Origin of the sequence: Streptomyces sp. NPDC059398 (assembly GCF_042751845.1) — a bacterium.
GTDB lineage: Bacteria > Actinomycetota > Actinomycetes > Streptomycetales > Streptomycetaceae > Streptomyces.
The window spans coordinates 17,558-36,634 of record NZ_JBHYWP010000059.1 but is presented as its reverse complement, the minus strand read 5'-3'; the positions used below and the strand labels follow the sequence as shown (position 1 = coordinate 36,634).

The window sequence follows — 19,077 nt, the reverse complement described above, 5'->3', positions numbered from 1 at the left end:
CGTCACGCACCGGCCGGTGTGTACCGCCGCCTGGCCAGGGCCGCGACCAGGGTGAGCGGGGCCGCGGTCAGCGCGGCCACCGCGAACAGCTGGGCGTACGCGCCGTGCTGGGCCAGGTTCGCACCGAGCGCGGAGCCGACGGCGCTGCCGACGAAGAGCGCGGCGACGAAGAGCGCGACGGCCGTGCCCCGAGCCTCCGGTACCAGCGTGGTGGCCCAGTTCTGCAGCGAGGAGTGGAAGAAGGCCCAGCCCCCGCCGAGCAGGACGGCCGCCACCCCGATGCCCACGACGGAGGGGGTGACGGCGGCGACCAGGAAGCCGGCGCACATCATCGTCCCGCCCGCGGTGAGCAGCGCCCAGGGCGCCCGCATGGCCACCCGCTTGAGCACCCGCGAGAAGACCAGGGTGCCCGCCCCGTACAGCGCCGTGACCCCGCCCGCGCTCACGGTGCTGAGCCCGCGGTCCTGCAGGGCGGGCGCCAGGAAGGTGAAGCAGCCGAGCAGCACCGCGCCCTCGACGAGGCCGAAGAACATGACCACCCAGGCCCAGCGCAGCCGCATCACGGTGGCGAGCTGTTCGCCCGGCCGCCGCAGGGTGCCCGCCACCCGGGACTCGGACATCCCGCGCATCGCGTACACCGCGCACGCGGCCAGGACCGCCGGGAGCGCGAACATCACACGCCAGCTGAGCAGTTGGGCGACGCTTCCGGCGACCAGGGTGGCGGCCGCCGTGCCGATGGCCAGGGCCAGCTGGAGGTCCGACAGGGCCCGCTGGCGTACGGCCGCGGGCACCGTGTCCCCCACATAGGTGAGCGAGGTGGGCACCACGGCACCGAAGAAGGCACCGGTGGCGATGCGCAGGACGACCAGCACGGTCAGCGAAGGAGCCACCGCCGAGAGCAGCCCGCACAGGGTGGTCGCACAGAGCGTGGCCCTGATGACGCGCATCCGCCCGTACCGGTCGGACAGCATCCCCCACACCGGCTGGGCCGCACCATAGGCGAAGAAGTAGCCGCTGGCGATGAGGACGACCTCGCTCAGCCGTACGTGGAGACCGGCCGCGACCGCCACCAGCATCGGGGTGATCGCGAACCGGTCGAAGTTGCTGAGGAAGCAGGCGACGACGAAGGCGCGCGGCACACTCGCTGCCTTCTCGTCCACCTGCTCCACCGCGGGCGGCGGCGCGGTCTCCGTCACGGCCGGGGGCGGCGGTGCCTCCGCCGCGGCCGGGGACGGCGCGGCCCTTTCCGCGGTGGGCGGCGGCGCGGCCTGCGGAGGGACCGGCGGGCCGGCCGCTTCGGGGTTGTGCACATCCCTGGACATCGCCTGACTCCTCGGCAGTTCGGTGGTGTTCGACGTTCACACCATCGGCCGCATGGACCGGGCGAGCCAGGACACAAGGGATCCTGTTATCAACGCTCCCCCCCGGCCGGGTCGGCCCTCCCCGGCTAACGTGGATATGTTGTATCCGCGATATCGAAGAATGCAGCAGCGGCAGACCGAAGGAGAGGCAGCCGGATGGCCACGACAACCCACACCCCGGTCCGCACCTGGGGCGACGGCGATCGCTACGCCCTTCTGGTGCACGGCATCACAGCGGATTCAAGCAGCTGGTGGCGGGTGGCACCGGCGCTCGCCGAGCGCGGCTACCGCGTTCTGGCCCCCGATCTCCCGGGCCACGGGCGGGCCCCCCGGCTCGACCGGTACACCCTTCAGGACCTTGCGGACGCACTCGTGGAGTCGGTACCGGCCGGGCCCGACCTCGCCATCGGCCACTCGCTCGGCGGCCTGCTCCTCTCCCTCGTCGGGGAACGACTCAAGCCGGGCCGCGTGGTGTACGTGGAGCCGGCCTGGAACGAGACCCTGGAGTCGACCCTGCGCGAGTTCCGCTGTCAGAAGGAGTGGTCGCCCGCCCAGGTGGAGGAGGCCATGGTGCGCTGGGAGCCGGAGGCCCGCAAGGCGAAGGTCGCCTCGCTGGCCCAGTGGGATCCGCGCACCCTGGACGCCATCGAGGGACTGCCGCGCCGGAACCCGGGCCCGCCCGGGGTACCCGGCATGGTGGTGCTCGCCGACCCCAGCCATATGGTGCCGCCACCCGTGGCCCGGGAGCTGCGTGCGCTCGACTACGGAGTGCGCGTCGTACCCCGGAGCGGTCACGTCGTCCACCAGGACGACTTCGACGGCTTCCTGGCCGCGGTCAAGGACTGGCTGTGAACACGGTACGGACTGGCTGTAGGCAACATCACCCATCCAGCAAGAGGAGAGTGCACCGATGTTCCATGATGTCGACGCCGAAGTCCTGTCCCGCCGGCCGGGCACCAAGTGGGGCGAGGCCGGACCCGGCGTGCTGCCCGCCTGGATCGCGGAGATGGACTTCCCGCCGGCCCCGGTGGTGCGCGACGCGCTGCTGCGCTGCGTCTCCGAGGACCTGGGATACCCGTCCTGGGACGCGCACCCCGGGCGCAACCCGCTCCGTGCGGCGCTGGCGGAACGGATGGAGCAGCGGTACGGCCTGGTCCTGGACCCCGGTGAGGTGCGGGAGTTCACCGACATCAACCAGGCCCTCCAGGCCGTACTGATGGTCACGACACAGCCGGGCGACACGATCGCCGCGCACACCCCCACCTATCCGCCCTTCCTGCGGACCCTGGAGACCATGGACCGGCGGCTGCTGGCCGCGCCGTACGTCCCGCACGAGGACGGCTGGGCCTTCTCGGCCGACCGGCTCGCCGAGGACGTGGCGGTCACCGGGTGCCGGGTGCTGCTGCTCGTCAGTCCGCACAACCCGACGGGACACGTGCTGCGCAGGGCGGAGCTTGAGGCGCTGGCCGAGATCGTGCTGCGCCACGACATGCTGGTCGTATCGGACGAGATCCACTCCGAGCTGGTCCACGAACCGCACCAGCACATCCCCTTCGCCTCGCTCGGACCCGAACTGGCCGCGCGTACGGTCACGCTGACCTCCGCCACGAAGGCGTTCAACGTGCCCGGGGTCCGGTGCGCCGTCGGCCACATCGGGCCGCGCGGGGTGCGTGAGGCGCTGTCGTCCCCGTCCCATCTGTACGGCGAGCCGAACAACTTCGGGGTGGCGGCCACCCTCGCCGCCTGGCGGGAGGGCGACTCCTGGCTCTCGGAGCTGCGCCCCGTGCTGGCGGCCAACGCCCTCGCGCTGAAGGAGCAGTTGCCGGCCGGCGTGGGCTACCGGGTGCCCGAGGCCAGCTATCTGGCCTGGCTGGACTGCCGGGACCTGGACCTGCCCTCGGATCCGCGGACGTTCTTCCACGAGAAGGCGCGGGTCCTGCTCAACGACGGCCGCGCCTTCGGCCCGGAGGGCGAGGGTTTCGTACGCCTCAACTTCGGCACCTCCCCCGCCCTCCTGGCGGAGATCACCCGGCGGATGAGCGAAGCCGTGGGCTGACCTCCTGGGCCGACCCCCTGGCCGGCCGGGCTTGCCCCCTGGCCGGCCGGCCTACCGCGCGCGGTAGGCCGCCAGCGCCCGGTCGACCAGCGCTCCGGCCGCGCCGGTGTAGTGGGCGGGGTCCAGCAGGTCGAGCACCTCCGCGGCCCCGGCCACACCGGCCAGCTCGGGCGCCCCGGTGAGCAGCTCGGCCAGCGGCCGCCCGGTGCGTACCGCCTCGGCCCCGGTCCGGTTCAGCAGCTCCCGTGCGGCGGCCTTGCCCAGGGCGGGCGTGAGGACGGCGGCCACCCGCTCGGACACCACGAGACCTGCGGTGAGCCCGAGGTTGGCCCGCATCCGCTCCGGGAAGACCGTCAGGCCCTCCACCAGCTGGACCGCGGTGTGCGCCGCGCCTCCGGTGAGCCGCAGGCTCTCCCGCAGGGGCTGCCACTCCGCGTGCCAGGCGCCCGCCGGGCGCTCGTCCTCCGCAGCCATCGCCTGGGCCGGTACCAGGGCCAGGGAGGGGACTTGCAGGCCCGCGGTACGGATCAGCGTGGCCAGGGCGGGGTTGCGCTTGTGGGGCATCGCGGACGAGACCCCACGGCCGGGCGCCGCGGGCTCCGCCACCTCGGCGATCTCCGTACGGGAGAGCACCTGGACGTCCACCGCCACCTTGTCCAGCGCCCCGGTGCAGAGCACCAGTGCCTGGCTCAGCTCCACGAGCGGGGCGCGTGTGGTGTGCCAGGGCAACAGCGGCTCGGCCAGGCCCAGTTCGGCCGCGTAGGCGGCGAGGAGGCGGGGCGCGGTCGCGACCGGATCGGCCACCTCCTGGATCCGGGCCTGCTCCACGTAGCCCGCCAGGGTCCCCGCCGCGCCACCCAGCTGGACCGGCAGCCCGGAGCCGAGCACCTCCCCGAGCCGGTCGGCGGCCCTCAGCACTCCGTCCAGCCAGCCCGCCGCCTTCAGCCCGAAGGTGGTCGGTACGGCGTGCGCGCCCAGCGTGCGGCCCGCGACCAGGGTGTCCCGGTGACGGCCGGCCAGCGCGGCCAGGGCATCGGCGGTCCGCAGCAGGTCGGTGTGGATCAGTGTGCCGGCCCGCTGTCCCACCAGCATGGCCGCGGTGTCCATGATGTCCTGGCTGGTGGAGCCCCGGTGCACATACTCGGCGGCGTCCGGGTCCTCGGCCTTCACCACGGCGGTGAAGGCCTCCACCACGGCTACCACCGGGTTGGCCGCGCCCCTGGTGCGGACCGCGAGTTCGCGCAGGCCGAGCCGGGAGGCGTCGGCCAGCCTGCTGATCGTCCCGGCCGCCGTGCCGGGCACAAGGCCCAGCTCCGCCTGGGCCCTGACCAGCCCGGCCTCGGCGTCCAGCAGGGCCTGGAGCCAGGCGATGTCGGCGGTCTCGGCCTCGACGGGGGTCCCCGCCCGCACCGGCGTCAGCAGGCCGGTGTCCAGGAACGCGGCCGTCTCGGGCGTGTGGTTCATCGCTCGTCCTTCTCCCGTGCTCCGGAGCCCGTGTCCGGGCTCCCTCTCTCGGTCCCCATTTCCAGGGCCCGTCCCCCGGGCCCCGTGCCCCGGCCCTCGGCGTCCCCTGCCCCAGGGCGCAGAAAGTTTGTGGGTATTCCGGATATTGCATGACTAGACTGTCCGCATGAAGCTGTCACAAGGCGTGGAGTGGGGTCTGCACTGTGCCATGCTGCTCGCGCAGGTGCCGCCCGGCGGGCTGATGCGCCGCGATGCGCTGGCCGGGCACTTCGGCCTGCCCGAGGCATATCTCTCCAAACACCTCCAGGCGATGACCAGAGCGGGCGTGCTGTACGCCAACTCCGGCCCGAAGGGCGGCTACCGGCTGGCCCGCACCCCCGAGTCGATCACCACCCTGGATGTGGTGGAGGCCATCGAGGGCACCGCGGCCCCCTTCATCTGCCAGGAGATCCGGCAGCGCGGCACCGGCGCCTCCTCCCCCGAGGAGTGCCGGCGCACCTGCATGGTGAGCACCGTGATGAGCCAGGCCGACGAAGCCTGCCGCGCCTCGCTGCGCTCGGTCACCATCGCCGAACTCGTCGCGCGGCTCCCCGATTCGGTGCGTACGCGCAACGCGGAGCGGCTTCCCCAGCTGGCTCACTGAGGCCGGCTCGCTGAAGGCCGGGTCACCTGAGGGCCGGCTCACTGGGAGCCTGCCGGGACGGCGTCCCTGGCGGGCTCCGGAGCCGCCCGCAGCGCCGCACGCGCGATGATGTCGGCGTCGCTGAGGATCACCGAGTTGACCCCCGGTCTGATCCCGGCCGCTGTCACCCAGTGCACGGTCTCGGTCGGCACACCGAACGCGAAGCGCCGGGGGTGTGCCCTGCCTTCGGCGTCCACCACGTGGTAGGGCCGCCGGGTGACGGCGAGGCCGCCGGTGCGGTATTCGGGGCCGCTCTCGTCGGCCAGTCCGTACGCCGAACACTGCCCGGTGCCCAGCAGATGGCGCAGCAGCGGATCGGTGGTCCTGCGGATGTCGACCTCGGGCAGCCTCGCCTCCACCAGGCTGGTGACCTGGACGGCGGGGCCCGGGACGGCCGTCGACTCGACCTGGAAACACTTGCCCGAGGCGTCGGGCAGCACCCGGAAGCCCGGACCGAGCAGGGTCAGTACGCCCGCCTCGACCAGCGCGATCATCTCCTCGATCCGGCTCGCCGGGGGGCCGATGGAGAGGAACGCGTTGAGCGGTGTGTACCACTCCTGGAGGTCGCTGCGGTACGAACTGCCGGTGATCCCGCCGTGGTCCACTATCAGCCGTATCTCGTTGCGCAGGTCGCGCAGCACGTCGAGCGCGGCCTTGAGGGGGCCGCGTACGTTGCCGCGGGCGGCCTCGCGGAGGTCGCTGCGGAGATAGCCGAGCAGCCATGCCCGGTAGTCGTCGGGCCCGCTGAAGGTCCGGGTTCCGTACGGCCGGATCACCCGGTCCCAGTCCCAGCGCAGCTGCCGGGCCACGTCGTAGCGGTCGAGGAGCGCGCACTCGGCCTCGTCGCCTTCGCCCGCTGAGAGGACGGTGAAGACCCCGGCGAAGGCGTCGGCGGCCGCGGCGCCGTCACGTTCGGCGAGCAGGGTGCGGTAGTAGACCAGGCGCACCTCCCGCGAGACGATCGGCCAGATGTCGCGACGGAACCGGAGCCGGCGCCCCGCCGCGCTCTCGGCCTGCAGTGCGCGTACGGCCTGCGGGGTGAGGAAGACCGGCTGGTGACGGACTGCCGGTCCCTTCTGGTTCTCGCCGCGTGCGTGGTACGGGACGCCGCGCCGTGATCCCGCGTAGAGCACCGGTTCGGCTCCCGACGGCCGGTAGACCAGGCGTCCGCCGACCCGTTCGAAACGGCCGCCGCGGCCGGCCGTGAGCATCGCCATGTGGTCGAAGAAGTTCAGCCCGAGCCCGCGCAGCGCCACCGACTCACCGGGTCTGATGGAGTCCTCGGGGGTGTCGGCGGGGTTGCCCGGCGGAAAGTAGCCGAGGCCGTGCTCGTGCGCGAAGACCGACAGGTCCTTCTCGTCGGGGGTGAGCTCCATCCCCACGTGCCCCTGGGCGAGGACCACGGCGGTCAGACCGCTCAGGCTGGTGCCGTCGTCCAGGCGCAGGGTCTGCGTCCCGTCGCCGTCGTCGTCCAGGGCCACCGCGACCGCGCGGTGCAGCACGACTTCGACGGAGTCCGGGAGCCCGGCGCGGACCCGGGCCAGCGCCCAGTCCACGTAGTGGCCGTACAGGGACCGGGAGGCGTAGGAGTCCGGGCCCAGCGTCGCCGCCTCGGCCAGCACCTGTTCCGGGTAGCGGCCCGGCTGCCGCGCACCGTCCAGGGCGCGCGCCCACTCGTGCAGACTCGGCCCGTTCACCACCGGGCCCTCGCCCTCCACGCTGTCGTCCATGAACATGGAGACCTGGGACGCGACCGTGTTCATGAGGAGTTCGGCCGGCTGATCGGTGCGCCACACCTGACCGCCGCCGCCGTGCCGGGAGTCGACGAGGTGGATGGTCACCCGGTCGCCGGGGGCGCCGAGCACGGGGGCGTTGGCACACATCCGCTCCACGACCGATATCCCTCTCGGCCCCGCCCCGACCACACACAGGTCAGCACTTCTGGACAGCAACGTTCCTCCTTGTGTTCGGCGGCCGGCGACCGGTCAGGACATCAGCGGGAGCGACGGGTTCGGGGGTGCGCACAGGGTGAGCCGGCCGGCCAGCGGGGCCCATTCTCGTACGGTCTCGCCGAGCTCCTTCAGGTCGGTGTCGCCGAGCGCCTGCGGCCCGTCGCAGAGCGCGGCCTCGGGTGTCGGATGGACGTCGACCATGGCTCCGTCGGCCCCCACGGCGACCCCCGCACGGACCAGCGGTACGACCAGACCCGCGCGTCCCCCCGCGTGCGAGGGGTCGACGATGACCGGCAGATGCGACAGCTGCTGGGCCACCGGCACAGCCGAGAGGTCCAGAGTATTGCGCGTGGCCCGCTCATAGGTACGAATCCCGCGTTCGCAGAGCACCACGCCGAGGTTGCCGCGGTGGGCGATGTACTCGGCCGCCAGCAGCCACTCCTCGACCGTGGCGCTCATCCCCCGCTTGAGCAGCACCGGCTTCCCGGTGTCCGCCGCCGCTTCGAGCAGCGGGAAGCTCTGCATGCTGCGGGTCCCGATCTGGAGCATGTCGGCGTAGCGCGCGACGGTTTCGGCGTCCCGCGGGTCCATCACCTCGGTGATCACCGGCAGTCCCGTCTCCGCGCGCACGTCGGCGAGGATCCGCAGGCCGTCCTCGCCCAGGCCCCTGAAGTCGTAGGGCGAGGTACGGGGTTTGTACGCGCCGCCGCGCAGCAGCGCGGCGCCCGCCGTCAGTGCCATCCGGGCGGCGGCCCGGGTCTGCTCCTCGGTCTCCACGGCGCAGGGCCCCGCGATCAGTGTGAAGGTGCCGGCCCCGATGGGGACCCCGCCCACCTCCACCACGGAACGCTCGGCCAGGCTGTCCCGGCTGACCAGCGGGTACGGCGTGGGGTGCGCGGTCACCGCCCGCACCCCCGGCAGGGCGCGCAGGACGTCCGCCGCTGGTGCGGTGGCTGCCCCGTCGTCCACGGCCGCGATCAGGAGGTGGTCGCGTCCTCTGCTGATGTAGGAGCGGACCCCGGCGTCGTTCACCCGGGCCAGCACGGCGGCCACGTCCTCGGGCGCGGCGTCCGACGACATCACTATGACCATGTTCCTACTCCGAACGTTGGGTGAGCTGGCGGGAACCGGCGTCCCCGAGCAGCGAGGTGAGCAGATCACCGATGAGGTGCGGCCCGTGCTCGGTGAGCACGGACTCGGCGTGGAACTGCAGCGAGCAGAATCCGGGGCCGCGCAGGGCGTGCACTTCGCACGTACCGGCGTCCCGGCTGACATCGATCTTGGCGGGGCTGTGCGGATGCTCGAAGCGGTCCGCGTCGCTGAGCGCGACGAACGTGTTGTAGAAGCCGACCCGCTCCGCGCCGCCGAACAGGTCGATCCTGCGCTGGACGCCCTGGTTGGGGCGGGCGCGGCGGACGACACGCAGGCCGAGCAGGGAGCTGAGGACCTGGTGTCCGAGGCAGACCGCAAGGAAGGGGGTACGGCCGGCGAGCAGTCGCGCGCCGATCTCCCGCAGCCGGCCGATCCTCGGGTCGCGGGCCGCGAGGGGGTCGCCGGGACCGGGGCCGAGCACCACCAGGTCGAAGTCCTCGGGGGACAGCTCGTCGGCATACGAACGGAGCGTCACCTCAAGCCCCACGGAGGCGAGTTGGTGTCCGAGCATGGTGGTGAAGCTGTCCTCGGCGTCGATCACGAGGACGCTGCGACCGGCCAGTGCGGGGCGCAGCGCGGTGCGGGCTTCCTCGTCGGTGAACCAGAACCGGCCGAGACCGGTGTTGCGGCTCTCCAGGGCCGCCCGGATCTCCGGGTGCCGCCCCAGCAGCGGTTCGGTGGCGGGCCGGGGGCGCCGCGGTGTGTGCCCCATCGCCGACAGCAGGCCCTGGGCCTTCGCCCGGGTCTCCGCCACCTCCGCCGCCGGGTCCGAGTGGCGCACCAGGGTCGCGCCGACCCCGATCCGCACCGATCCCGCCGCGCTGATCTCCGCGGTACGGATGAGGATCGCGGAGTCGAGCGAGGGCCGCCCCCGGCCGTCCCTGCCGAGCAGGGCGATCACCCCGCTGTAGTAGCCGCGGCCGGTCCGCTCGTATCTGCGCACCACCCGGAAGGCGTTGGCCAGCGGGCTCCCCACGACGGTGGGCGCGAAGAGGCTGCGCCGCAGTATCTCGGCCGGGTCGAGCGAGGTGCGGCCGACGATGAAGTACTCGGTGTGGGCGAGGTGCCCCATCTCCTTCAGCAGCGGTCCCACGGCGCGGGCGCCCCGGTCGCAGATGCCGCCCATCACCTTGAGCTCCTCGTCGAGCACCATGGTGAGTTCGTCGGTCTCCTTGCCGTCGCCCAGGAACTCCAGCACCGATTCCGGCGTGGGGCCCTCCGGCGGGTAGCGGTAGGTGCCGCTGATCGGGTTCATGGCCGCCGTGCCGTCGTCGAGGGTGATGTGGCGTTCCGGCGACGCGCCCACGAAGGTCCGGTCGCCGGTGTGCACCAGGAACGTCCAGTAGGCGCCCCGTTCCCGCTCGACCAGCCGGCGGAAGAGGGCGAGCGCGGAGTCGAGGGTGTAGCTCTCCAGGGTCCCGGTGAAGGTGCGGCTGATGACGAAGTTGCAGCCCTCGCCGGTGCCGATCTCGCGGTTGAGTACGGTGCGGACGATGTCCTCGTAGCGGTCGTCGGCGATGTCGAATCCGCCGTCGCGCAGCCGCAGGGGCACCTCCGGGCCGTACCGTCCGAGAGCGGACTCCGGGATCGTGCTCTGCTCGGTGACGTCCATGGCCAGGATGGGCGCGCCGTCGTCGTGGCACTCCATCCCGCGCTCGGCCGCCGCGCGGTACGGCAGCAGAACGAGGACCGGCCCGCTGTCCGCACCGGGCGCCGGCAGCGCGTCGAGACCGCTGAGTACGGACACCGGCCCGCGCAGCAGTTCCAGCTGCCCCGCGGGGGTCGTCGAGGGCCGGGACAGCAGGGCGAAGGGCCGCCGGTCCTGGAACTCCGCCGGGGCGCCGGCCACGGACGCGGTCAAGGTGTCACCGCCTCCTTGGAGAGCGCCGCGAGCACCGCGTCGGCCGGCAGGACCACGGAGCAGCGCTCCGCCGCGTAGCGCAGCGCCTGTGCGTGGTAGTCGGCGTTGAAGTCGGCGACGGCGTCGGCGACCAGGAAGGACTGGATGTCGTACGCCAGGGCGTCGTTGGCCGTCGTCAGACAGCCGACGTGCGCGTAGACCCCGCAGATGACGAGCTGGTCGCGGCCCTGCTCCCGGAGGATGTCGAGGAGGCGGGTGCGCTGGAAGGCGCTGTAGCGCCACTTGGTCAGGATGTGGTCGCCCAGCTCCGGGGCGAGCTCCGGCACGATCGCGCGCTGTTCGGCCTCCGCCGTCATGCCGCCGCCCCAGAAGTCCTGGAGCAGGCCACGCTGGCCGGCCGTCATGTCGCCCGGCTGCGCGGTGTAGCAGACGGGCACACCCAGTTCGGCGCAGCGCGTACGGAGTCTGACGATGTTCGCCGTCAGCTCGCTCGCGGGCGAGCGGCCGGCCGGGAACGCCTCGACGAAGTAGCGCTGCATGTCGTGGATGAGCAGGACGGTGCGGGCCGGGTCGGGAACCCACGGTGCGGTGTTGTCCGGCAGTCCGTCCGCCGCAGGCATCGGGTAGGCGGTGATGTCCGGGATGCCCATGCTGTCCCTCTCCTCGTTTCTGTTCTGTGCTCTGTCGCTTCCGCTGCTGGCCGGGTGTGCTACGCGCCGAGGGCCGCGCCGCCGTCGACGCACAGTTCGTGCAGGGTGATCTGCGCGGCCCGCTCGGAGAGCAGGAACGACACCGCTCCGGCGACATCCACCGGCGTGGCGACGCGCCCCAGGGGGATGCCGACCCGGTAGCTCTCCGGGGCTCCGGCGATCGTGGCCCCGAACCCGTCGCGGTTGGTGCCCATGCCGCGCAGCATGGGGGTGTCCGTGGAGCCGGGGTTCACCACATTGCAGCGGATCCCGAACGGGGCCAGCTCCAGGCCGAGCGATTTGGTGAACGACGCCGAAGCGGCCTTGGAGGCGGCGTAGGCGGCCATGTGCGAACGGGGCACCCTGGCCGCGTTGGAGGCCACCGTGACGATCGCCCCGGATCCGCGCTCCCGCATCACCCGGGCCGCGGCCCGTGACATGTAGAAGACGCCGTCGGTGTTGACCGCGAAGGTGGCCCGCCAGTCCTCGTCGCTCAGGGTGGCCACCGGGCCGAGTCTGAGCACCCCCGCCACGTTGACCAGGTGGTCCACCGGGCCGAAGTGCTCGGCCGCGGTGGCCACGGCGGCGGTGGCGGCCGCGCTGTCGGAGACGTCGGCGGCCACGGCCACGACGCTGCCGCCGGCCGCCCGCAGATCGGTGGCCAGCTCCTCGGCGGCCGTACCGTCCAGGTCCACCGCGACGACCCGGGCCCCGGCCTCCGCCAGGACCTGGGCGACCGCGCGGCCGATGCCGCCACCGGCCCCGGTGACCAGTGCCACCTTGCCGGAGAACTCCTTCTCGTCCATCCTGCCGATCAACTCCTGTGCTGTGCCCAGTGATAGGGGTGTGCGGTGGTCTGCGGGTGACGTGCGGTCAGCCGGCCAGTACGGCCGCGTCCCAGTCCTCGTCGGGCCCGAAGAGCTTGCGGGGCTTCATCGCGTCGAGGCGGCCCAGGAGCAGGGGCTCCGGGACGAGGCTGCCGGGCGGCAGCGCGGTCACCTCGGCGGGTACGTCGAGCACTTCCTTCAGATGCCGGGCCGCTTCGGCGCAGGCGTCCCCCGCGTACGCGTCGGCCACCTCCAGCTGCACCCGCAGCAGCCCGGGCTCCGCACGGCCGCGCCAGAACAGCACGCCGTACTCGGCGGGCAGCCGGAAGACCGCCTCCTCCACCTGCAGCGGCGAGACGCCCCGGCCGGCGACCGTGAGGCCGTGCGCGACCCGGCCGAGCACCCGGACCGTCGGCAGGTACCAGCCGCACGGGCACTCCTCGTGGCGCAGCTCGACCTGGTCCTCCAGGTTGTAGCGGAGCAGCGGCATGGCCTCGCGGTGGAGCGGGGTGATGACCAGCCGGCCGGTCCCCTCGCGGGTCACCTCACCGGTGTCCGGGTCGAGGATCTCGGGCAGCACCCGGTCGGCCCAGAAGTGCATCCGGCCGTGCGGGCAGGTGCCCGCCATGGTGCCGACCTCGGTGCAGCCGTACTCCTCGACGACGGGCGCGTTCCAGAGTTCGGTGATCCGGTCGCGGCGGGCCCCGCTGAGGGGTTCGCCGCCGACGTACAGCGCGCGCAGGGCGGGGAAGTCCCGGCCCGGGTCGTATCCCGCGAGCCGCGCCCCGGCGGCCCAGACCAGGCACTCGCTCGCGGTCGACCAGGTGAGGCTGACGCCCAGGTCGTGCAGTACCCGGATGATCCGTGAGTAGGGCGCCGCCATCGTGCGGCAGTCACCCGCGATCACCGTGGCGCCCTTCATCAGCCCGGCCTGGTGGGCCAGATGACCGGCGATCACGAGCGCGTACGGGATACGGACCAGCAGGGTGTCCGCCGACGACATCGGCACCGACTTGCGGGCGAAGCGCTCGGCGAGGTCCACCCACTCGCGCTCGGTGTAGTACGACGGGGTCGGTGTTCCGGTGGAGCCGCTGGACTCGTGGTAGGTGGCGAGCTGGTCGCGGTCCACGGCCAGCATCCCGAACGGGTAGCTGTCGCGCAGGTCGGACTTGGTGGTCAGGGCCCGCTCCGCGAGTCCCGCTGACTGCTCCGCGGCCGGCCGGCCGCGGTAGAAGGGCGAACGGGAGGCACGCTCCAGTACGGCCGGGAGGAGCCGGTCCTGCAGCAGCCGCAGCTCCGCGAAGCTGTGCCAGTCCCCGATGCCGGGCAGATCTGAACTCATCGCCGCTCTCTCAGGAGTGGGGGACGGGCAGCTCTGCCGCCACGCCGGTCGGGTGGGTTTCGATGTGGCCGCGAAGATCGCCGTAGCGTTCGCGCAGCAGACGCTTGAGGACCTTGCCGGTGGAGCCCACCGGGATGTCCGACGCGTCACGGGCGGTCTCCAGCAGGGCCAGCGGGGGCTGTCCGATATCGGCGAGCGCCTTGTTGGCCCTGCGCAGCAGGTCGCCGGGGTCGGCTTCGCCGCGCAGCCGTACGAGGGCGACGGGCAGCGTCACGCCCCCGGCTCCGCCCGCGACCACAGCGCAGTCGGCGACCTCGGGCAGCTGGAGCAGGAGCGTCTCCTCCATGAGGACCGAGTAGCCGGTCCCGCCGGGGGTGTGGATGGCGTCCACGATCCGGTCCGCGTGGTAGAAGTCGCCGTCGGCCGTGCGGTAGGCCAGGTCCCCGGAGAGCCAGTAACCGGCCAGCCTGCTGCGGTAGTTCGTGTCGTGGTCGTTCCAGTAGCCGGGTGCCACGGTCTCGCTGCGTACGCCGAGCATCCCGACCTCGCCGGGTGCGGCGGCGGCGCCGTCCTCGCGGAGGACCACGACCTCCGCGCACTCCTCGGGGCGGCCCAGGAGGCGGGGGCTGGGCGGGGTCTGCGCGGTGATGGTACGGCGCAGGGCCGCCCAGCCCAGTTCGGACGAGCCGAGGCCGTCGCCGAATCCGGAGCCCGCCACCAGCTCTCCGTCCACCCGGTGGTGGCCGAGCCGGATGAGCCTGCGGATGTGCGCGTCGTGGGCGGCGTCGCCCATGTTGATCCAGTAGGCCACCGAAGCGAAGTCCGCGGGGTCCAGCTCCATGGTCGCCAGGGCGGAGTGGGTCTGGTTGAACGCGAGGACGGTGGTGGGCCGGTGGGTCCGTACCGCCCGCGCCACTCCGGGGCCGCTGGGGTCGTCCACCGCGATCAGCGGCAGTCCGGCCAGCAGGGCGTAGAAGGTGAAGGCGGTGGCTCCGGCGTGCGAGTGCGGGGCGGCCGACAGCAGGACGGACGTCGGCGGCTCGGCATGGCCGGTGAGCCGGTGGCAGACCCCGGCGACGCTCTGCCAGTGGGCGTGGATGACGGGCTTGGGGTCGCCCGTGGTGCCGGACGAGTGGCAGAGCATCACCGGGTCGTCCGGTGCGTGGTGGAAGCGGGCCGCGTCCGGCAGGGTGCAGTGGCCCAGCACCGCCGCGTCGGCGCGGGTGCGGGTCCAGCGGACTCCGGCGGTACGCTCCCGGCCGGCCAGCGCGCCCCGGTGGGTCTCGTCGGTGTACAGGCCGACCGGCCCGGTCCTGGCCATCAGCCGCAGCGCGGTGTCGGCCTCCATGCGGCCGTTGATGACCAGTGCGATGGCCCCGATCTGGGCCAGCGCGGCCAGGTGGAGCTGGTCCTCGAAGGAGTCGCTGAGGTAGACGGCGACCCGGTCGCGGGGCCGTACCCCCTGGTCGAGGTACCAGGCGGACCAGACCCGGGACAGCTCGTCGAGCTGCCGGAGGCTGAACTCGCTCTGGAGCTCGCCGTCCGCGTTGACCAGCGGCCGGTCCGCGACGACGGCGGGCAGGTCGGGCCAGGGGCTGAGCCGGGCTGCGGTGTGCCAGACGTTCCCGCCGCCGAGCCCGGGCAGGCCCGCCAGCTTCCGCCGGGCATCCGCGTCGAGCAGGGTGCCTGGGCTGAGCGGCATGATCAGAACTCCTCCGCTGCGTCGGCGGCCTCGATCAGGGAGCCGTCGGTGATGAGCCCCATGACCGCGGTGATGTCGCCGTCCATACGGCGGTCCCGGTCCACGAAGGGGGCGTGCTGACGGACCAGGCGGTGGACCGCGCGGGTCCGCGGCGCCATGTTCTCGGGGCCGCGCAGGTCGAGCGCCTGGCAGGCGGCGAGCAGGTGGATCGCGGCGACCTCGCCGACGAGCCCGGTGATGGCGAAGGCGTCGCGGGCCGCGATCGGGGCCATGCTGACCTTGTCCTGGTTGTGCGCCTCGGTGGAACGGGAGAAGACGCTCACCGGGTTGGACGACTTCAGCGCCTCGGCGGTGACCGCGGACGAGGCGATCTGCATGCCCTTGAACCCGTGGTGCAGGCCGGCCTGCCACTCGTCGTCGGCGAAGCGCGGAATGAGGTTGGGGGTCAGGCCGTTGTTGAACTTCTCGTCCACCACCAGTTCCAGCTGGCGGTCCAGCAGGTCGGCGATGTTGGCCACCGCGACCTTGAGCGAGTCCATCGCCTGTACGACATGGCCGCCGTAGAAGTTGCCCCCGCTGTGCACGCTGTTGGTCTCCAGGTCGAACAGCGGGTTGTCGTTGGAGGAGTTGATCTCGGTCTCCACCCACCGCCTGGACCAGTCGAGGGTGTCGCGCAGGACGCCGTTGACATGCGGGGCGCAGCGGATCGAGTAGCGGTCCTGGATGCTGCGCCGCAGCTGCTGGTAACCGCGGTCGTCCAGCTCCTGGTTGAGGTCGACGACCTGGCCGTGCGAGAGCGCGAGCCGCGAGCCGTCGAGGAGTCCGCTGATCTGCCGGGCGCTGGCGGTCTGGCCGGGGTGCGGCTTCTGGGCGTGGATGAACGCGTCGAAGTGGCCGCGGTTGCCGAGCAGCGCCTCGCTGGCCAGGGCGGTGCAGATGTCCGCGACCCGCGCCAGCCGCTCGGCCTCGGCGATGGCAAGTACCGACCACGCGGAGCTGTAGGAGGTGCCGTTGATGAGACCGAGGCCGTCCTTGGCCTCCGGTACGAGGGGCTCGATGCCCAGTTCGGCGAAGACGTCGGCGACCGGGCGGCTCTCGCCGCGGTAGCTGACGTCGCCCTCGCCGATCAGCGCGGACGCCACGTAGCAGAGCGGCACCAGGTCCCCGCTCGCGCCGACCGACCCGCGGATGGGGACCTCCGGCAGGATGTCGTGGCGGATCAGGTCGAGCAGCCGGTCGATGACGACGGGGTTGACGCCCGAGTTGCCGCGGGCCAGGCAGTTGGCGCGGATCAGCAGCGTGGCCCTGACGACGGCGTCGGGGGCCTTGGGGCCGGTGCCGTTGAGGTGGTAACGGATCATGTTCCGCTGGAGCTCGGCGGCCTTCTCCGGGGATATCTGGCGGGTGACGCTGTCGCCGAAGCCGGTCGTCACCCCGTAGATCGGCTTGCGGTTCGCGATCAGGTCGAGCTTGAGCCCGCGGGAGTGCGCCAGCTGCTTCGCCGCGTCCTCGCTGACCCGGAACGCGGAGCCGGCGGAGCCGCCGGCCCGGACCACGTCGTCCAGGGTCAGGGTGCGGCCGTCCAGCTCCGGCAGCGCGCCGTTCGCGGCGTCGTCACCTGTGGGGCGGAGGGGCTCGGTTGAAATCGTCATGAACGGTTCGCCTTTCAGGCAAGGGGCAGAGAGAAGGAGCCTCGGTGGAAGACGAGAGGCATGACCGGACGGCGCAGCAGGCCCACCACCCGGCCCACGACGAGAACGTGGTCGCCCAGCGCCACCTGGCGGTAGTTCTCGCATTCGATGACCCCGGGGGCGTCCGCCAGGGTGAGGCAGCCCGTGCGGTCCCCCGGTGTCCACTCGGCGGCGTCCTGGGGGCGCGGGCGGCGGGTGGCGGGGGCGGTGAGCGCACGGGCGAGCGCGTGCCGCGACTCCGGGAGGATGGACACCGCCCAGACGCCCGCCGACCGCAGCTCACGCAGAAAGGTGGAGTCCTCGCGCAGGCAGACGGAGACCAGGGGCGGATCGAGCGAGACGGAGGTGAGGGAGTTGACGACGATGGCGTCGTGGCCCTCGGCGGCCCAGGTGCTCGCCACGCAGACACCGGTGACGAACTCCCCCATGACCTCGCGCAGCACCTGCCCCGGGCCGTCGGCGGTCAAGGCTTCGCCGCGGGTGCCTCGGGGTGTCCGCCGATGACGCTGACGTCCTCGGGGCCGGCCAGGTCCTGGGAGGTCCAGCCGTTGACGTCGTAGTCCGAGAGACACTGCTCGACCAGCTCGGTGCAGTGGGCGAACCCGCCGGTGGCCTGGTACCGCTTGAGTGCCTCGATCCGGATGTTCTCGTGGCTGCCGGCGTAGTTCATTTCGTACAGTTCCCACCGGCCGCCGAATTCACTTCCCACGGCGTCCCAGATCAGCTTCATCAGCTTGACACGCTCGACCGCCGGCATTCCGTTCCGGCCGCGCACATAGGTGTCGAGATAGGGCCGCAGTTCCTCGACGCCCCAGTCGTTCGCATGCGAGTTGCTGTAGACAAGCGCGCTTCCCAGGTCGCGCAGGAATATCTCCTTCACCTTGGGATAGACCGTGGATGCGAACACCCGGTAGGCGAGGGCGCTTTCGGTGTTGGGCACCACGGTGCCGTCCGGCCAGTGGGTGGGATTGCGGACCATGGAGTCGACGAGCGCCCAGAGGGTGTGCCGGTAGGAAAGGACTTCCCCGAGCCTCGTCTGCACTCCGCGGAACTCGATGGCGCCTGTGGCGTCGAGGCCCTTGGCGAGCAGCCCGGTGAGAAAGTCGAGTTTGACCCCGAGACGTACACAGCCGTGCAGCATGGAACGGAAGTAGAAACCGGATCCGTGGAAGAAGTCGTTGGCCTTGTCGACGTCGTAGCAGAAGACGTTCTCCCACGGCACGAGTACGCGGTCGAAGACCATGATGCCGTCGTTCTCGTCCATCCGGCTGCTCAGCGGCTGGTCGAAGGGGCTGCCGGTGACAGCGGCCGAGAACTCGTACGAGGCACGGGAGATGATCTTCAGTCCGGGTGCGTTGGTCGGCACGATGAAGTACGCCGAGAACTCCTTGGCGCCCGCGGGCACCATGCCGTAGTTGCCGACGAAGATGTACTGGGTGAGCGCGGCGCTGGTGCCGACGACCTTGGCGCCCGAGACCACCAGGCCGGCTTCGGTCTCCTCGTCCACCGTCAGATAGACGTCCTTGACCTCCTCGATGCCGCGGTCCCGGTCGATGGGCGGGTTGACGATGGCGTGGCCGACGAAGAGGACCTTCTCCTGGGCCTCGCGGTACCAGTGCTCGGCGTTGGCCGCATAGGGGCCGTAGCGCTCGGTGTTGGAGCCGAGCGTGGCGAGGAAGGCGGCCTTGAAATCGGGGGTCCGGCCCATCCAGCCGTAGGTCATACGCGCCCAGGCCGTCATCGCGTCGACACTCGCCTGAAGGTCTTCGGACGACCGGGGGACCCGGTAGTACGGGTGGGTGAATCCGGTGCTTCCGGTATCGGTGGGCACGACGAGTTCCGCGTTCTTCTGCGGGTCGTGCAGGGCGTCGTAGAGACGGGCCACCATACGGGCGTTGTTGCGGAATGCCGGGTGGGTGGTGATGTCGTCGACGCGCTCGCCGTATATCCACACCTCGCGTCCGTCCCGAATGCTTTCCAGGTATTCGGCTCCGGTGTAGGGACGGCTCTTGCCTGTGGAATCAGGCGGGGTGACGGACATGGGTGATCTCCCTGCACAGACGCAAGCACGGATACATAGAACGTTTCGAGGGGAAAATCGAAGGAAGCGCCGATCACAGCACACTCGGCTTTTCCGGACGGGGCCCGGTGGGCGGCTCGGACGAATTCAGGTCCGGCTCAACTCCCTCGAACGGTTCGACGAGAATAACCAGCCGGTGTTCGAGCGGGCAAGGAGCTGAGGGGCGCACGGCAACGCGCTCTGTCCCGCCGGCGGGACAGAGCGCGTCAGTCGTGGGT

General features: G+C 71.9%; 15 protein-coding genes. 3 read left to right on the top strand and 12 right to left on the bottom strand.

The features are described from left to right. Positions 1–2: 2 nt before the first annotated feature. Entirely contained in the window at positions 3–1,322 is a 1,320-nt protein-coding gene (locus ACFXBC_RS21055; protein ID WP_385026359.1) for an MFS transporter, read from the bottom strand. A 195-nt stretch (positions 1,323–1,517) separates the two neighbouring features. Here ACFXBC_RS21055 and ACFXBC_RS21050 point away from each other — a divergent pair, with 195 nt between their 5' ends. Beyond that, a complete protein-coding gene (locus ACFXBC_RS21050) occupies positions 1,518–2,213 on the top strand; it encodes an alpha/beta fold hydrolase (protein ID WP_385026356.1) in 696 nt (231 codons plus the stop codon). A 58-nt stretch (positions 2,214–2,271) separates the two neighbouring features. Continuing rightward, complete coding sequence (locus ACFXBC_RS21045; RefSeq protein WP_385026353.1) at positions 2,272–3,417, top strand: MalY/PatB family protein; 1,146 nt, start codon at positions 2,272–2,274, stop codon at positions 3,415–3,417. A gap of 51 nt (positions 3,418–3,468) precedes the next feature. Here ACFXBC_RS21045 and ACFXBC_RS21040 read toward each other — a convergent pair whose 3' ends face one another. Next, complete coding sequence (locus ACFXBC_RS21040) at positions 3,469–4,881, bottom strand: adenylosuccinate lyase family protein (RefSeq protein WP_385026350.1); 1,413 nt, start codon at positions 4,879–4,881, stop codon at positions 3,469–3,471. 166 nt (positions 4,882–5,047) lie between these two features. Here ACFXBC_RS21040 and ACFXBC_RS21035 point away from each other — a divergent pair, with 166 nt between their 5' ends. After that, positions 5,048–5,524, top strand: a complete 477-nt coding sequence (locus tag ACFXBC_RS21035) for an RrF2 family transcriptional regulator (protein WP_385026347.1) — start codon at positions 5,048–5,050, stop codon at positions 5,522–5,524. 38 nt (positions 5,525–5,562) lie between these two features. Here the strand turns inward: ACFXBC_RS21035 and ACFXBC_RS21030 are convergent, their stop codons facing one another. The 10 genes from ACFXBC_RS21030 to ACFXBC_RS20985 form a co-directional block, all read right to left on the bottom strand. Then, positions 5,563–7,515 carry an FAD/NAD(P)-binding protein gene (locus ACFXBC_RS21030; protein ID WP_385026345.1) on the bottom strand — a complete coding sequence of 651 codons (1,953 nt, stop codon included), beginning with the start codon at positions 7,513–7,515 and terminating at the stop codon, positions 5,563–5,565. 33 nt (positions 7,516–7,548) lie between these two features. After that, a complete protein-coding gene (aroF, locus tag ACFXBC_RS21025) occupies positions 7,549–8,607 on the bottom strand; it encodes a 3-deoxy-7-phosphoheptulonate synthase (protein ID WP_385026342.1) in 1,059 nt (352 codons plus the stop codon). 4 nt (positions 8,608–8,611) lie between these two features. Beyond that, positions 8,612–10,528: an anthranilate synthase family protein gene (locus ACFXBC_RS21020; protein WP_385026339.1), complete on the bottom strand. Its 1,917-nt coding sequence runs from the start codon at positions 10,526–10,528 to the stop codon at positions 8,612–8,614. After that, positions 10,525–11,178, bottom strand: coding sequence for an isochorismatase family protein (locus ACFXBC_RS21015; protein WP_385026336.1), 654 nt, complete (start codon positions 11,176–11,178; stop codon positions 10,525–10,527). Before ACFXBC_RS21015 ends, ACFXBC_RS21020 begins: the two co-directional genes overlap by 4 nt. Before the next feature lie 59 nt (positions 11,179–11,237). Further along, on the bottom strand, positions 11,238–12,023 hold the full coding sequence (locus ACFXBC_RS21010; RefSeq protein WP_385026333.1) for a 2,3-dihydro-2,3-dihydroxybenzoate dehydrogenase: 786 nt from the start codon (positions 12,021–12,023) through the stop codon (positions 11,238–11,240). A gap of 67 nt (positions 12,024–12,090) precedes the next feature. After that, positions 12,091–13,386: an AMP-binding protein gene (locus ACFXBC_RS21005; protein WP_385026330.1), complete on the bottom strand. Its 1,296-nt coding sequence runs from the start codon at positions 13,384–13,386 to the stop codon at positions 12,091–12,093. Between the two features lie 10 nt (positions 13,387–13,396). After that, positions 13,397–15,088 carry a class I adenylate-forming enzyme family protein gene (locus ACFXBC_RS21000; protein WP_385026327.1) on the bottom strand — a complete coding sequence of 564 codons (1,692 nt, stop codon included), beginning with the start codon at positions 15,086–15,088 and terminating at the stop codon, positions 13,397–13,399. 2 nt (positions 15,089–15,090) lie between these two features. After that, positions 15,091–16,740, bottom strand: coding sequence for an aromatic amino acid lyase (locus ACFXBC_RS20995; protein ID WP_385026324.1), 1,650 nt, complete (start codon positions 16,738–16,740; stop codon positions 15,091–15,093). Between the two features lie 14 nt (positions 16,741–16,754). Continuing rightward, on the bottom strand, positions 16,755–17,246 hold the full coding sequence (locus ACFXBC_RS20990) for a flavin reductase family protein (protein WP_385026321.1): 492 nt from the start codon (positions 17,244–17,246) through the stop codon (positions 16,755–16,757). Continuing rightward, positions 17,243–18,820, bottom strand: a complete 1,578-nt coding sequence (locus tag ACFXBC_RS20985; RefSeq protein ID WP_385026318.1) for a 4-hydroxyphenylacetate 3-hydroxylase family protein — start codon at positions 18,818–18,820, stop codon at positions 17,243–17,245. Before ACFXBC_RS20985 ends, ACFXBC_RS20990 begins: the two co-directional genes overlap by 4 nt. Positions 18,821–19,077: the final 257 nt, after the last annotated feature.

Bases quoted from the DNA above. Each gene is read 5' to 3' on its own strand.
- ACFXBC_RS21055 (WP_385026359.1), bottom strand. From the start codon at position 1,322: ATGTCCAGGGATGTGCACAACCCCGAAGCGGCCGGCCCGCCGGTCCCT.
- ACFXBC_RS21050 (WP_385026356.1), top strand. From the start codon at position 1,518: ATGGCCACGACAACCCACACCCCGGTCCGCACCTGGGGCGACGGCGAT.
- ACFXBC_RS21045 (WP_385026353.1), top strand. From the start codon at position 2,272: ATGTTCCATGATGTCGACGCCGAAGTCCTGTCCCGCCGGCCGGGCACC.
- ACFXBC_RS21040 (WP_385026350.1), bottom strand. From the start codon at position 4,881: ATGAACCACACGCCCGAGACGGCCGCGTTCCTGGACACCGGCCTGCTG.
- ACFXBC_RS21035 (WP_385026347.1), top strand. From the start codon at position 5,048: ATGAAGCTGTCACAAGGCGTGGAGTGGGGTCTGCACTGTGCCATGCTG.
- aroF (WP_385026342.1), bottom strand. From the start codon at position 8,607: ATGGTCATAGTGATGTCGTCGGACGCCGCGCCCGAGGACGTGGCCGCC.
- ACFXBC_RS21015 (WP_385026336.1), bottom strand. From the start codon at position 11,178: ATGGGCATCCCGGACATCACCGCCTACCCGATGCCTGCGGCGGACGGA.
- ACFXBC_RS21010 (WP_385026333.1), bottom strand. From the start codon at position 12,023: ATGGACGAGAAGGAGTTCTCCGGCAAGGTGGCACTGGTCACCGGGGCC.
- ACFXBC_RS21005 (WP_385026330.1), bottom strand. From the start codon at position 13,386: ATGAGTTCAGATCTGCCCGGCATCGGGGACTGGCACAGCTTCGCGGAG.
- ACFXBC_RS21000 (WP_385026327.1), bottom strand. From the start codon at position 15,088: ATGCCGCTCAGCCCAGGCACCCTGCTCGACGCGGATGCCCGGCGGAAG.
- ACFXBC_RS20995 (WP_385026324.1), bottom strand. From the start codon at position 16,740: ATGACGATTTCAACCGAGCCCCTCCGCCCCACAGGTGACGACGCCGCG.
- ACFXBC_RS20985 (WP_385026318.1), bottom strand. From the start codon at position 18,820: ATGTCCGTCACCCCGCCTGATTCCACAGGCAAGAGCCGTCCCTACACC.